Genomic DNA, 15,096 nt, shown 5'->3' with positions numbered 1-15,096 from the left:
GAATTTTAGGCAACTAATTTTTCTTTCTGGCGTAGAACAACCAGGTCACCAATACACACACGACGTAGCACACCACAAACACCTTCATCGCACCGGTGGGTGAACCGGTTAACTCAAGCGACATCCCGAAGGCTTGAGGAATGAAGAAGCCGCCGATAGCGCCAATGGCTGAGATAAAGCCCAGCGCTGCTGCGGTATCCGTGGCTGCTGTACGCTGTGCATCCGCATCGCTTCCACCTTGAGTTTTCACGCGATCTGCCGTTAATTTACGGAAAATCACGGCGATCATCTGGAAGGTTGACCCACTACCCAGACCGGCCGTCAGGAACAGCATCATGAAGATGCCAAAGAACATCCCGAATGAACCCGCAGAGTTCGCACTCGGCAGGGACAGGAACAGTAATACCGAGAGAATCACCATCAAGATGAAGTTAATCAACGTAACTTTCACACCGCCAAAACGGTCAGACAGCATTCCGCCCACCGGACGCGCCAACGCCCCCAGCAGTGGTCCAAAGAACGCGTAGTACAGAATCACGATGTCTGGGAACTGTGTTCTGGACAGCATGCCGAATCCCGCTGAAAAGCCGATAAATGAGCCAAACGTGGACAAGTACAGAAAGCTGAGCACCCACAGATGCATTTGCTTCAGAACCGGCAATTGCTTGCGTATTGACGCATTAGGCGCAGGAAGATCGTTCATACCAAACCAGGCAGCGGTTGCAGCAATCACCAAAAACGGTACCCACATCCATGCCGCATGGTGCAGCCAAATCTGGTGCCCGTCAGGCTGAACAACGCCATTGCCAGAGAAGCCCAGAATCGGCAGGAAAATCACCACCGGCACCAGCAACTGCATCACGCTCACGCCGAGGTTGCCCAATCCGCCGTTAATGCCTAACGCACTACCCTGACGTGATTTGGGAAAGAAGAAACTGATGTTCGCCATGCTGGACGCGAAGTTAGCACCCGCGAAGCCACACATCAGAGAAATCGTGACGAAAATGCTGTACGGCGTTTGCGGATTTTGTACGGCAAACCCGAGCCAAATACACGGGATCACCAGAATGATGGTACTTAATGTCGTCCAACGGCGACCGCCAACCATTGGGATAACGAAGGAGTATGGAACGCGTAATAGCGCGCCGGAGACGGAAGGCAGCGCGGTCAGCAAAAATAACTGGTCTGTGGTAAAACTAAATCCGACCTTGTTTAGGTTAACGGCCACGGTGCTGAAAATCATCCAGACACAAAACGACAACAGCAGGCACGGTACAGAGATCCAAAGGTTACGCTGTGCTATCCGTTGGCCGCCAGATTGCCAGAATTTTGTATCTTCAGGATTCCATTCCCTTATCAGCGTGCTTTGCGATACTTTTTCGGGTGATGAAGGCTGCGTCATAAAAACCTCGATAAATAAAAACGCGGTAGAATTAAGGCGCAACATTAGGGATTACACCGCAGGTAAAGTTGATGCAAATCAACGCGCTGTCAGGTAAAAAAACCGTGTAAAAATAACCACACTCCTTAATGAGTAATAAAAATAGAAAAATAAGCAACGATAATTCAAGCTGTTATATCGCTATTTTTTCTCACTGTCATATCCCCTTTCAAGGCGCGGATATTCGGTGGTACTCACTAGTAGGTATAGGGTTATCATGTAGGATCGGGAAAAATGCCTAAAGGGTTATCCTTCTCGGTACTGGTTTTCTACTCCTCCAGCAGAGGTCGCTTTATTATGTTGAAACGTTTCCTGCTGCCGCTGTCGCTCGTCAATCAGGTTGCCTTATTGATGCTGCTACTCGGTTTGCTGGGTATTGCAGGTATGTCGGTTTCCAGTTGGATGTCTCAAAGCATCCAAGGGAACGCGCACGCCATCAATAAAGCAGGCTCGCTGCGTATGCAGAGTTACCGTCTGCTCTCGATGGTGCCGCTCTCTGCCGAAAATGAAATCTACCTGCAAGAACTGGAAGAAGACGAAATCAGCAGCGACCTACAGCAGGCAGTGCGTCGGGAAGGGCTTAGTGAACAATTCACTGCGCTGCGCGTTTTCTGGCTGGAAAACCTGCAACCGCATCTGCGGCAGGCAACAAATTCTGCTGATGCCTCGGCGGATGTCGCCCGCTTCGTGAAACAGCTCGACGATTTGGTTTCCGCCATCGATCATAAAACCGAACAGCGGTTGAGGATGGTCACGCTGGTGCAGCGCATCTTCATCGGCATCATGTTTATTCTGCTGGTCACGACGTTCTTTTACCTGCGTCGCCGCCTGTTGAGGCCATGGCGACGTCTGGTTGCGATGGGACAAGCTATCGGGCAAGGTGATTTCACCCAGCGCGTCGCCATCAACGGCCATGACGAAATGAGTACGCTGGGACAGGTACTGAACAGCATGTCGGATGAACTTTCCGCCATGTACCACAGTCTGGAACTGCGCGTTGCCGAGAAAACGGCCGACCTGCAACAGAAAAACGATCTGCTTTCTTTCCTCTATCGCGCCAGTCGACGCCTGCATACCGGCGCACCGCTGTGTAGCCGGCTGATGCCGATCCTGAACGAATTGCCGTCGCTGACTCCGCTGCGCAATATTCAACTGCGGCTGTATGAAGATAACAATCAGGAACAGTTTCACCAGTTTAGCGATTGCAGCCAGTCACAGCCGGACCACTGCCCGGATAACAGCTGTCAGAGCTGCGGGATGCAAGCAAAACGGGAAGAACTACCGGGCGAGCCTCACTGCTGGGATCTGCATGACAAGCACGGACAATATGGCGTCGTGTTAGCCACGCTGCCGGGCAACACCGTACTGAGCCGCGATCAGAATCAGTTACTGAATACCTTACTGGAACAGTTGACTAGCACGCTGGCACTGGAGCGTCAATCTAACCATCAACAGCAGTTGATGCTTATGGAAGAACGCGCCACCATTGCCCGCGAACTGCACGACTCTATCGCCCAGTCCCTCTCCTGCCTGAAAATTCAGGTGAGCTGTCTGCAAATGCAGGGCAACGATTTGCCACCCGCATCGCAGCAGTTGCTGACGGAAATGCGGGAAGAGCTGAACACCGCCTATCGCCAACTGCGTGAGTTGCTGACGACGTTCCGGCTGAAGCTGTCGGAATCCGGCTTACTCGCTGCGCTGCGGGCGTCGGTCGATGAATTCAGCAAGCGACTGGGCTATCCCATCGAACTGCATTACCGCCTGCCGCCGCAGTCGGTTTCCGCTCACCAAGGTATTCACGTCCTGCAAATTGTGCGTGAAGCGCTGAGCAATATTTATAAACACGCGCAGGCCACACAGGTCGACATCACCCTGCAACTACGTCAGGGCTACATCGAACTCAGCGTAGCCGACAATGGCATCGGTATTCCGGATGATGCCAGCCGCGCCAACCACTATGGACTGATTATCATGCGCGACCGTGCACGGGGTTTGCACGGCGAATGCATTGTTCGACGCCGGCCATCGGGGGGCACTGAAGTCAATGTCAACTTCCTCTCCGAATATCGTCACCGGCTGCCATTAACAGGAGAAACTCATGATTAACGAAGATGCCGCCACCCTACTGCTGATTGATGACCATCCCATGTTGCGGAATGGCGTTAAGCAACTCATCAGCATGGACCCAGAATTGCAGGTGGCAGGTGAAGCCAGTCACGGCGAACAGGGTGTCGAGCTAGCGGAACAGCTGGACCCGGATTTGATTCTGCTCGATTTGAACATGCCCGGCATGAATGGTCTGGAAACCTTGAATCGTCTGCGGGAAAAATCGCTGTCTGGTCGCATTGTCGTCTTTAGCGTATCCAACCATGAAGACGATGTTGTCAATGCCCTGAAAAATGGTGCTGACGGTTACCTGCTGAAAGATATGGAGCCGGAAGATTTACTGGCTGCGCTGCATCAGGCGGCGTCAGGAAAAATGGTTCTGAGTGAAACGCTGACCCCGATTCTGGCCGCCAGCCTGCGCGAAAGCCGCCACAGCAGCGACCGGGACATTCAGCAGCTCACGCCACGCGAACGCGATATTCTGAAACTGCTGGCTCAGGGATTATCCAATAAAGTGATTGCCCGCAAGCTCACGATTACCGAAAGTACCGTTAAGGTTCACGTCAAACACCTGTTGAAAAAAATGAAGCTAAAATCGCGGGTTGAAGCGGCTGTCTGGGTATTACAAGAGAAAGTGATTTAATCCCATCATCACAAGATACCGCTATTGTCAGCGGTACGGATAAGGCGCTCTGGCGCCCTTCCGTCCGAGATTATCCTCGCGTGAGCGAGGATGCCGCCGTAGCTAATGAAAACAAAGTTGATGAAAACAGGGTTGATGAAAATAATTGTTGGAAATACCATCAACACCCCGCCCAATCTAAACGCTTGCTAAACGGCACCGGCATTTATAGCCATTATCCTAATTAATGTGACGTTGCTCTCGTCTAAACTAGTTAGTAATCGCATTTTTCGGCTTTTACACCGAGTTTAACGTTGAGGAACAACATGAAAAAGGTCAGTAAGGAGCGGTTTATCGGCCTGGAATGGTTACGGTTTTTGCTCGGCTGCTACGTGATGATTTATCACACGGTACACGTTTATCCCCAGCGAGAGCGCATTCCCTTCCTGAGCGAGCTCACCAGCATGGGATTCTTCGCGACCAGCACGTTCTTTGTCCTGTCTGGCTTCTTGCTAGCCCATGTCTACATTAAGGACGGACGTCTGCGTGAACCGGTTCGCCAGTTCTGGGCCAAACGCTTCTTTAATCTTTATCCCATTCATATCATTGCCCTGCTGTCTTCGATTGCCGTTGTCACGCTGATGCAGTGGCTGGCCGTGCCGCCGGAAGGACAAGTCGCCAGCGCGCGTTTCGTTATTTATGACACCAACGATCCCGCAGCCGACCCCGAAACGCTGCGCCATTACATGACGAATGCACAGCTGGCGTTCAACGGGTTATTGCAGGTACTGATGTTGCAGGCATGGAATCCTTACTTCCTGACCTTCAATGCCCCGTTATGGTCGCTTTCCACCTTGTTCTTTTTCTATCTGGCGTTTCCGCTGTTGGCTCCGCGTCTGTTGAACAGCCGCCATCCGTGGCTGTGGATGGGGATCGTCTGTCTGCTGTATCTGCTGCCGCCGATTTGGGTGATCTGGCAACAGCAGTTCGGTATGCCGTATACCGGGCTGTTGCAGCGTGGGCCGATCTTCCGTCTGCCAGAATTCCTGGCCGGGATATTGGGCTATGCGCTGTTCCGCCATTATCGCCAGAAAGATCGCTTACCGTTGACCAAAGGCCAGCGCTACGCACTCGCCCTCTTTATCGGTGTGAATTTCCTTGTCGCTACCTGGCTGTTCACAAAAGGCGAAGCCTATTGGTACTTCTTGCTGCACAACGGCTTGCTTCTGCCGGCTCAGGTCGGTCTGGTTTGTCTCAGCGCGCTGGCGCGTGAACCTAACAGTGACTGGCTGCGGCACTGGTCGCCCCGACTGGGAGCAGCTTCGCTGTCTATCTTTGCGCTACACGTTCCGCTCTTTAATCTGTTCCGTACGCTGGAACAGCTGGTGCGCGGTAACCCGATGGCCTGCTTCAGCGATTGGGACCAGTGCATTTCCGCGGCGGGTCAGGTACAGCTGTCCATGACGGGCTATATCATTTTCCTGCTCAGCACTGTGACGCTCTGTGTTCTCTTCCAGGAACGGATCGTGTTCCGCGTAAGGACATTCCTGACCGCACGTTTCCTGAGCAACAACAGCACTTCCCGCACGCAGCGCACCGCATAACGTCCTCTATCGCTCACGCTCTCTGGCCTGAAACAAGCAGGGTCAGAGAGCATCATCCCCGCACGATTCCTCCCCTTTCCACCTGCCAAAAATGTGACCGTTGTCGCGTTATAGCTGTTAATCATCAATAGCCACTTTTATAACTATTTACATTCTAATCAATTTTCGTTTTCGGGTAGAGCATCACTACGATTCCTGTTAATGTTTGCCGTTCCGGACTAAACCGGTTCGTTATCATCGGCTGTACGTCTTTGACGGACATCTCAATACCTGTCACCACTGTTTACTTGGCAATAATGACACTATCCAAACACGCACTCTCTTCCCTCAGCCTGGTCATCGCCCTCTCTGCTGGCATTACACAGAGTCGCGCTGACACCATTTGGCTGACCAATGGCGACCAGCTTACAGGGAAAATCACACTGCTTGACGGCGGTAAACTCTTTATCAACACCGATTATGCCGGCTCTATTTCTGTCGCCTGGGATAAGGTGAAAACCTTTGAATCCGACCATGGTCTGGTGATTCAAGGCGAACGCTACGAGAAAGGCGTTCTGTACCCGGCTGTTAAAGCGGGCGAAAACCGCGCCGTCGTCGCAAGCCCATCGCTGGCTAACGAAGCGGCTGGCCCACAAACGTTGCCACTTTCTGAAATCACGTCCATCGTCGCGCAGAAGCCGCTGGTGACCGATTTCGCCTGGAAAGGCAACATTGACGCCGGCATGTCGCACAAGAAAAGTTCGACAGAAACCGACAACTACGATGTGACGCTGAACACCAAAGCGCGTCACGATACGTGGCGACACAACCTTGATGCCAGCTACCATTTGGCAAAAGAGGATAAAGTCGAGAGCACTAAAAATGCGGCTGGCGAATATGCACTGGATAAGTTCGTGGATGAGAACTGGTTCTGGCAGGGTCGTTATCAGTACAAACGCGACTGGGTTGAAAGCATTAAAATCAACCGCTCTTTCGGTCTCGGTCCCGGTTATCAGTTCTGGGATAACGATTTAGGCGCGTTCTCACTGACGTCGCTGGTCAACTCCCAAACCTTCGTCTACCGCGATCAGGGCGATGATGACTTCTACTCCGGTGCAATTAAGTGGGCGTACAACCGCTACCTGTTCAGCAAATCGGTTGAAGCCTTCACCAACGGTGAATTGGGTCGTTCGTTTGATGGCACTGCGCCAATCTATCTGAAAGCGGATGCAGGTCTGCGCTTCAAGCTGACCGACTGGTCTTCTATGAGCATGAAAGTGTCACGTACCCGTATCGAAAGTAATCAGGGGAATGTTGACGACACGCTGTACACCATGGGTGTTGGCGTCGGCTGGTAAGTCAGTAGCTTCACAGTGTCTCAAGGTGAACGGCGATCGCGTCGTTCACCTCAATACTTCCGCCCACCGTTGTCTCGTTATTAGCCGTTCCCTGCTGCCGCAGAGCACGACTGTTGCAGGATACGCACCCGCTGTGCCAATTCGCTCACGCTTTCGTCTTCCGTTCCGTGATTCTTCAGCTCTTGCTCAAGTGCAAACAGATATTGCGCATTGGTGCCGAGCGGACCGCTCGCGCGCGCAATCAGCGGGGCAACGCTCTGAATGCAGGTATCATTTTCGTTGAGGGGATGCTCCGGCTCGGAGACAAACACCAGCGCCGTCAGCGGTGCGCCGTTCTTGCGATGCAATTCACACCAGAGCGGACGATAGCAGCCCGTCAGCATTTCACGCTTCCACAGCAGCTCCAGATCTTCACGCAATGAGATTTCCGGCAGTCGGAAAGCCAATCCCGTCGTTTGCCCACCGGGTTTCAGCGCCAGCATCCGCCCCGGCTGCGTTACCGTGCCGCGACCAATGGTGAGGCGCAGGCAAAAGGCACGCTGCCACCCTGCCAACGTGGCCAGACAGGTTTCTTCGGCGTCAAAAACCGGATTCCACATGAGCGAACCATAGCCAAACACCCAGACAGGACAGCTATTTGGCCGGAGCGCCAGCGTCCTGTCCAACGAGTCAGCCCGCTGTTGCGGGGTGAGCAGTAAGGTTTCTTCAATACAACCAAAAGACGTTCTACAATCTGCTTTCTGCAAAAAATCGCGTGTTAACACAACTTACTACCCCCAACCTTACTCTTTTGCTGCTCGTCAGATCGGCTCTCGCCCTGCGTGTAAAAATCTAACTGCTTCATCTGCTTAATTTTACAACACTATGGATCTTGAGGTTATTCATTTATGGCTTTGCAATCAAGTTTGATACTAGTCACAAAAACAGAAAAAGTTCGTGATAATGTTTCACTCACGCAAAATTCCGCTTTTGTATCAACTTAATCGGCAACGCGCCGCCAGACTTGACGCATTCCTGATACAAACCTCATTTTTGTGACGTCAGGAGCCTGTCGTACGCTTGGCGTGAAAGCTCTCGGCTCCAATAAAACGTATCGGCGGCGACAAGAATAATAACGGGCAGACATCAAATGATAATAATTATCATCTCGTGTTATTATCATCCTTAATTTGGAATCGACTATCCACGGAGACACTAAATGGCAACGCCGCGTCAGCCTGTTTTAGTTCAGGTTAAACACATCCACGATATTTCCCCTCATTTACGCTGCATTACTTTCCATCATGACGCGCTACGCGATTATCCGACCGAGCGATACGGTGCACACATCAAGCTCTTTTTGCCTCAGGCTGGGCAGCAAAAACCGGCTCTGCCCGCGATTGGCGAACGCGGCCCGATCTGGCCAGAGGGCGAAGCCCGCCCCATCGTCCGCACCTATAGCGTCCGTGCGGTGCGCCCGGAGGATGCGGAGCTGGATATGGTTTTCGCGCTACATGAGCACGCTGGGCCTGCCGTCACCTTTGCCCGTCAGGCTAAGCCCGGTGATTGGGTCGGTATTTCACAACCCGGAGGCCCGCTCCCGATGCTGCCGCCAGCGGCCGCTTATTATCTGGCCGCTGACCCGTCATCGTTCCCCGCGCTCATGGCGCTGCTGGAGAATCTGCCTGATGACGCAATCGGGCATGCGGTCATCCGTGTCGACAGCGAGGCTGATAAACTTGATATCGCGAAACCAGCACAGCTTCAGCTGCACTGGATTATCGGCGGAACGGACGTGACCGATGCATTATTGCAGCAGTTTCAGGCACTTCCGTCGGCTGAAAATGCGTTTTACTGGTTAGCGGGTGAGGATCGCATCGTGGTTCAGCTTCGTCGCCACGTGCGTCGCGAACGCGGGTGTGAGCGAAATCAGATGTATGCCGTGCCTTATTGGCGAGAAGGACTAAATGAAGAGGATTATCATCATAAACGTCACGATATTATGGATAATTCTGACGAATAACCACAAAAAATACATTTGATATTATCATGATAGGGAGAAGACACGCAGATTCTCCCTTTTCACTTAAATTTAAGCGCAAAGCGTAAAAATCCGTAAAACTTCCCGCACTGACACGACAATCTGTTATCATATTGTTCGTTTTATTACGTTATAACTACTTTTTAGTAACCTTTTGCTGTTTATCGTTGTTCTACGTCCTTAATAAAGGGCTTACGAGCACAATAAATCGCTTTATGCCCTAAATAGTTCGAGCGGCCAGTATGCTGGTTTGAAATATGACGGGGATATTTTGCCGTATCATTCCTCTGGATAAGGAGAACTCCCGCAATGAAGTCTCATGCTGAGGTGATCAAAACTCGCCATCATGAATACTCGCTCATTTTCCCTGTTATTGCGCTGGCCGTGCTCTACATGTGGGGCACTTCGCAAAATTTTGTCGCCATTCTCGGCATCAACGCCATCGCGCTAGCCGGGATACTGTTCAGCGCCTTTAGCGTAGTACGTCACGCCGATGTGCTCGCACACCGTCTGGGTGAACCCTACGGTTCATTGATCCTCAGCCTGTCCGTCGTCATTCTGGAAGTCAGCCTGATTTCGGCGCTGATGGCAACCGGTGACGCGGGTCCGGACCTGATGCGTGACACCCTCTATTCCATTATCGTGATTGTCACCGGTGGTCTGGTCGGCTTCGCCCTCTTACTCGGTGGCCGTAAATTCGCCACACAGTACGTCAACCTCAGCGGCATCAAGCAGTACCTGATGGCGATCTTCCCATTGGCTGTGATTGTGCTGGTTTTCCCCAGCGCCTTACCCGGTGGTAATTTTAGCGTAGCGCAATCGCTGATTATTGCCGCTATTTCTGCGGCGATGTACGGCGTTTTCCTGTTGATTCAAACGCGTACGCACCAAAGCCTGTTTGTGTATGAGCACGAAGACGAAGGGGACGGTGACGATCCACACCATGGTAAACCGTCCGCGCACAGTTCCCTGTGGCACACTGCCTGGCTGCTGGTTCACCTGATTGCCGTTATCGCGGTAACAAAAACAAACTCCATGCCGCTGGAAACGCTGCTGACCGAAATGAACGCACCGACGCAGTTTACGGGCTTCCTGGTCGCACTGTTAATCCTCTCTCCTGAAGGGCTGGGAGCGATCCGCGCGGTCTTGAAAAATCAGGTACAACGCGCCATGAACCTGTTTTTCGGTTCCGTGCTGGCAACCATTTCACTGACGGTTCCTACCGTCACGATTATCGCCATGCTGACAGGCCGCACGCTGAACTTCGGTCTGGATATGCCGCACATTGTCGTGATGCTGTCGGTACTGGTGCTGTGCCACATTACGTTCTCCACGGGTAGAACCAACGTGTTGAGCGGCAGCGCGCATCTGGCGCTCTTTGCCGCCTATCTGATCACCATCACGCTGTAATTCCCCTGCCGACGCAGTTTTCGCTGCGTCGGCCTCGCCAAAACCTACTTCTCTTGATGTATATCTGGATCTTCTGAGCACGTCCGGCGTATCGTAAGGCTGTCGTCGACGGACCGGCAGGCCCGCCATATTGATTTACTTCCTTACTTTGGTTTCTGCTTAGATGAAAACGCACGGAATTAACGGTGTCAGGCCGTTCAGCGCGCTGATTGACGCGTGCTGGCGCGAAAAATATACGCTGCAACGTTTTACCCACGACATTATCGCTGGCGTGACCGTCGGCATCATCGCCATACCGCTGGCGATGGCACTGGCTATTGCCAGCGGCGTTCCTCCGCAATACGGGCTGTATACGTCAGCCATTGCCGGGATTGTCATCGCCGTCAGCGGCGGCTCACGCTACAGCGTCTCAGGCCCGACGGCCGCCTTCGTCGTCATTTTGTATCCGGTGTCGCAACAGTTCGGGTTATCCGGTCTGCTGGTTGCCACCTTGCTGTCCGGCGTATTTCTGCTGCTGATGGGGCTCTGCCGCTTCGGCCGTCTGATTGAATATATTCCGCTTTCCGTGACGCTGGGGTTCACCTCCGGGATCGCTATCACCATCGGTACCATGCAAATCAAGGATTTCTTCGGCTTGCAGATGGCGGTAGTCCCCGAGCATTACGTCGAAAAAGTGGCGGCGCTGGCGCAATCGCTGCCGACCTTGCATCTTGCGGATACGCTGATTGGCGCAACGACGCTTTTGGTTCTCATCGTCTGGCCCAGACTCGGTATTCGTCTGCCCGGTCATTTGCCTGCGCTGCTGGCGGGTGTCGCGGTGATGGGGATCATGTCACTGCTCGGTGAAAACGTGGCCACCATCGGTTCCCGATTCAGCTATATGCTGGCGGACGGTTCGCAGGGGCAAGGGATTCCGCCTATCTTGCCACAGCTCGTTTTACCGTGGGATATTCCGTCGCCCGATGGGAAGACAATGACGCTGGATTGGCAAAGTATTTCCGCTCTGCTGCCTGCGGCGTTCTCTATGGCGATGCTGGGGGCAATTGAGTCGCTGCTGTGCGCGGTCGTGCTGGACGGAATGACGGGCAAAAAACACAATTCTAATGCGGAGCTGATGGGTCAGGGCTTCGGTAACATCATCGCGCCCTTCTTTGGCGGCATTACCGCGACCGCGGCGATTGCCCGCTCCGCCGCCAACGTGCGCGCGGGCGCAAACTCGCCGATCTCCGCCGTGATCCATGCACTTATGGTTCTATTAGCGCTGCTGATCCTTGCGCCGTGGTTGTCTTATCTGCCGCTGGCGGCGATGGCGTCGTTGCTGCTGATCGTCGCCTGGAACATGAGCGAAGCGCACAAGGTGGTGGATTTGCTGCGCCACGGGCCGAAAGACGACATTATCGTGATGCTGCTCTGTATGTCGCTGACCGTGCTGTTCGATATGGTGATCGCGATTACCGTCGGTATCGTACTGGCATCCCTGCTGTTCATGCGGCGCATCGCGCAGATGACCCGACTGAGCGAACTGCCGGACACCAAAATCCCGGATCATCTGGTACTGCGCGTTAACGGCCCGCTGTTCTTCGCCGCGGCAGAACGCATCTTCAACGATCTGACCGTACGCAGCGAAGGCTATCAAAATATCATCTTACAGTGGGATGCGGTGCCGGTGCTGGATGCTGGCGGACTCAATGCGTTCCTGCGCTTTAGTGAAACGCTGCCTGAAGGTAAACAGCTCATCATCACCGATATTCCCTTCCAGCCGTTAAAAACGCTGGCGCGGGCGAAGGTTCATCCGATTGAAGGGCGGCTCAGCTTCTACGGCTCACTCGCCCAGGCGATTGAGGCGACGACAAAATAAAGCACCGCATAGTGTGAATAGCGCTATACGATATTTCGGTAAAAATTTATGGGTATATGGCATTATTTTTAGGTAATGCCATTTTTCAGTCAGATACACAAGCCACTGTGTTATAATGGTGTTTGCGATAAATGATTTGCTCTGAAAATATCAACCCCTTTCTGGCGTATTGAGTCGATCCATAAATCGGCCATCCAAGCGCCTATATTGTAACATTGGATGGCTGTCTCTCTCATCAACCGATGTTCATTCGCTATGGTTGTTGGCATCAGTGCACTATCATCGGTATTGATACAGACTGCCAAAGGGCCTGAACGTAAACCATAACGATTAAATTTCTCACCGGGCTTTAACCATTCTGGCTGCGGAGGATTCCAGCGAAATAGCGGGTGTTCGTGATATTTTTCAAACCGACCAATATAAATATTAGAGGTAGGACAGGCTTCAATAACTAATCCAAGCCGGCTATACTTCTCCATCAGGAAATCCTGAATTGCCTCATACAAACGAATTTCGCCTTGCGATAAAATATCTTCCTTATCACTGATATGAGTGGAAAATAGTTCTCCTACGTCAGGTTGACAATTGACAGAAATAACTTGATTAAAAGGGCTATACTTTTCTTTCTCTATGCCGCTGTCCAGATAACGTTGCCAAAATATCCGAGCCTTATGCGCATCTACAGCATCATCTGATAATAACCACTCTCCATCTGGAGCCCATTCAGAAAAATTTGTCATATCTGACTGCATATCTTCATAATCAGGCCAGTTACGACGCAGTAACCACGCTCGGTACAATAAATTAGGCGTGCATACATCCTTGTATAATAGCTGAGACCAATGATGAATTTTATCCCTTAATTCATGCATAACGGGAATATGTTCTACGGTATGTTGCGAAAGCTGGACGGCCTGGTGATACGCCCAAACCATATTATCCAGATGTTGTCCCGCAGTCAGATAAGCACGTCTTTGACGATGAGCCCAGTGATTGACATCGATACCCAGCGCTAAACCATGTCCCAGACGATCCCCCTCGCGAAGTTGACAAAACTCAACGGCCTCATCCATAGCTCTTAAACCGCTGAGCAAATGGCTATAATCTTCTCCTGAATGTACCGTGATGAATGGTCGCTGCAACCGAGTGGACATTGACATACCGCCGGGATGCTTTGCCGCTCTCAATACGCGTAATACAGGAGCAAAAACCTCTATGGGGAGTTCATTTTCATTTCCTGCAACATCATAACCACGAACTAATCGGCGTAAATCAACATTGTGTGGCTCGCTGTTATATTCATCGCGGGTATAAGGTGTTTCTTTAATCGTGACGGAAGCGCTAAATGCTTCAAACGCCCGAGTTTGCTTTAATAATTTCGCACGAAACCCTTGCACTCGTCGATCATAAGGATGCTTTTTATCAGGTAACCCTCGGGTGAAATGGACAACCAGATGTGCGTGCTCTGGAATAGATTGTTTTTCATGACTAGAATAGAAATCAATTAATTTATGGTGATAAATATTTTCTTTTTTTCCATTACCTAGAACGACATCAGGAGAAACCCGATACTCACGAAATGTATTGTTGTCAATATCGAATCGAGTCACCTCCTTATTAAATAGTGTTTTATCTTGCCTACGGGCATCAAAACCAAAAAACTCAACGAATTGCCCCAACCCCACCGCTGAAACCACCATATAATTACGTAATACATGACTAACTCGGATGAAATTATTCAAACAACCGAGATAGTCAGCACGATGATTTCCAAACATCAACCCGGCACAGAATAGCATCCAACGATGATGCCCTTTCATGTGAGGTTGCATCGAAATATGTAATAACCGCTGTTCTAGCGTCGATGGTTCATAAATTTGAGTAAAATCATGCAATAGCCGAATATGAACCGACGATGGAGAAACGATTGCATCATTTAATAATGTGTAATTTATGCTTTTTGATGACCGCTTATACTCTTTTCTATCACTTTCACCATAAATACAAGACAATAAACATGCCACGTACCCTGCAAAAAAATCAGGCAATTTATTCTTATTCAATAATTCACTTTCAAAAAGCGTGTACTCTTCACGGCGGGGCCATTTTAGATCTTTTTTAAGTTTACAATCTCCATTGATAAAGCTCAGCATCGACAATGATGAATACCCATGTCCATTAAAGTGGACATGGTTATCCGCATAGGCAGCATCATTTCGCTCTCTAGGGAAAGCAAATGCACACTGCCTTCCTGTCAAGGTTGCAATAAGTTCGTGTTCAGATAGCACCCCCTTATCCATTAATCTCACATAAGAAATAACGATTACCCAAGCCGGATCAATAATAGAACAAAGCATAATCCAAGCTTCTAGCTTTTCACGACGCACTTCAAAACAATCGCCAACCCAAACAAGGAAATGATCAGCAAGTTTTGCTAACACGCCTAAACTACCTAATGTGCCTGAAGGTAGTTCCCAAAGTTCTGCATTACCTTTTATATCTTCTTTTCGTAAGCTCCCACCAAAATAGAATTGATAGTCCTGGGCAGCCAAAGAGAGCGCTCTACGTTCATTATCTAAATGATCGTCTAGGCATGGTTCTTTTTGTAAATGCTGTTTTAACCAATAATTAAATAACCTATCTGAGGTAAGATAGGTTGCAGGGATAAGCCATCGAGGATCTTGATTATACATATAAC

10 protein-coding genes are annotated in these 15,096 nt (G+C 50.9%); 7 read left to right on the top strand and 3 right to left on the bottom strand.

Features of this window, described 5'->3' with window-relative positions; genetic code table 11:
* Nucleotides 1-13 precede the first annotated feature (13 nt).
* Nucleotides 14-1,402 carry a NarK family nitrate/nitrite MFS transporter gene (locus tag ACIPUG_RS00930; RefSeq protein WP_039315828.1) on the bottom strand — a complete coding sequence of 463 codons (1,389 nt, stop codon included), beginning with the start codon at nucleotides 1,400-1,402 and terminating at the stop codon, nucleotides 14-16.
* 336 nt (nucleotides 1,403-1,738) lie between these two features.
* On the opposite strand from ACIPUG_RS00930, the gene narX reads away from it, so the two are divergent.
* From narX to ACIPUG_RS00910, 4 genes are all read left to right on the top strand, one after another.
* Nucleotides 1,739-3,547, top strand: coding sequence for a nitrate/nitrite two-component system sensor histidine kinase NarX (gene narX / locus ACIPUG_RS00925; RefSeq protein ID WP_174435946.1), 1,809 nt, complete (start codon nucleotides 1,739-1,741; stop codon nucleotides 3,545-3,547).
* A complete protein-coding gene (gene narL, locus ACIPUG_RS00920) occupies nucleotides 3,540-4,190 on the top strand; it encodes a two-component system response regulator NarL (protein WP_010276892.1) in 651 nt (216 codons plus the stop codon). Before narX ends, narL begins: the two co-directional genes overlap by 8 nt.
* A gap of 305 nt (nucleotides 4,191-4,495) precedes the next feature.
* Nucleotides 4,496-5,773, top strand: coding sequence for an acyltransferase (locus ACIPUG_RS00915; RefSeq protein WP_039509592.1), 1,278 nt, complete (start codon nucleotides 4,496-4,498; stop codon nucleotides 5,771-5,773).
* 296 nt (nucleotides 5,774-6,069) lie between these two features.
* A complete protein-coding gene (locus tag ACIPUG_RS00910; RefSeq protein WP_400336920.1) occupies nucleotides 6,070-7,110 on the top strand; it encodes a DUF481 domain-containing protein in 1,041 nt (346 codons plus the stop codon).
* Nucleotides 7,111-7,190: 80 nt separating this feature from the next.
* Here ACIPUG_RS00910 and ACIPUG_RS00905 read toward each other — a convergent pair whose 3' ends face one another.
* On the bottom strand, nucleotides 7,191-7,874 hold the full coding sequence (locus tag ACIPUG_RS00905; protein WP_039501226.1) for a gamma-glutamylcyclotransferase: 684 nt from the start codon (nucleotides 7,872-7,874) through the stop codon (nucleotides 7,191-7,193).
* A gap of 434 nt (nucleotides 7,875-8,308) precedes the next feature.
* Here ACIPUG_RS00905 and ACIPUG_RS00900 point away from each other — a divergent pair, with 434 nt between their 5' ends.
* The 3 genes from ACIPUG_RS00900 to dauA all read left to right on the top strand — a co-directional run bounded on the left by ACIPUG_RS00900 (nucleotide 8,309) and on the right by dauA (nucleotide 12,398).
* On the top strand, nucleotides 8,309-9,112 hold the full coding sequence (locus tag ACIPUG_RS00900; RefSeq protein ID WP_400336918.1) for a siderophore-interacting protein: 804 nt from the start codon (nucleotides 8,309-8,311) through the stop codon (nucleotides 9,110-9,112).
* Between the two features lie 327 nt (nucleotides 9,113-9,439).
* Nucleotides 9,440-10,540 carry a sodium-potassium/proton antiporter ChaA gene (gene chaA / locus ACIPUG_RS00895; protein WP_400336916.1) on the top strand — a complete coding sequence of 367 codons (1,101 nt, stop codon included), beginning with the start codon at nucleotides 9,440-9,442 and terminating at the stop codon, nucleotides 10,538-10,540.
* Between the two features lie 163 nt (nucleotides 10,541-10,703).
* Nucleotides 10,704-12,398 carry a C4-dicarboxylic acid transporter DauA gene (gene dauA / locus ACIPUG_RS00890; protein WP_039467616.1) on the top strand — a complete coding sequence of 565 codons (1,695 nt, stop codon included), beginning with the start codon at nucleotides 10,704-10,706 and terminating at the stop codon, nucleotides 12,396-12,398.
* A 110-nt stretch (nucleotides 12,399-12,508) separates the two neighbouring features.
* On the opposite strand, the gene rdrB is transcribed toward dauA, so the two are convergent.
* The gene (rdrB, locus tag ACIPUG_RS00885) at nucleotides 12,509-15,091 is read right to left on the bottom strand and encodes an antiviral RADAR system adenosine deaminase RdrB (protein ID WP_320742203.1); all 2,583 of its coding nucleotides are present in this window, start codon (nucleotides 15,089-15,091) and stop codon (nucleotides 12,509-12,511) included.
* Nucleotides 15,092-15,096 lie beyond the last annotated feature (5 nt).

Source organism: Pectobacterium sp. CHL-2024, assembly GCF_044751765.1.
GTDB classification, from domain to species: Bacteria; Pseudomonadota; Gammaproteobacteria; order Enterobacterales; family Enterobacteriaceae; genus Pectobacterium; species Pectobacterium brasiliense.
Note: the sequence above shows the minus strand (reverse complement) of the source record. Positions and strands in the feature narration are given on the sequence as shown.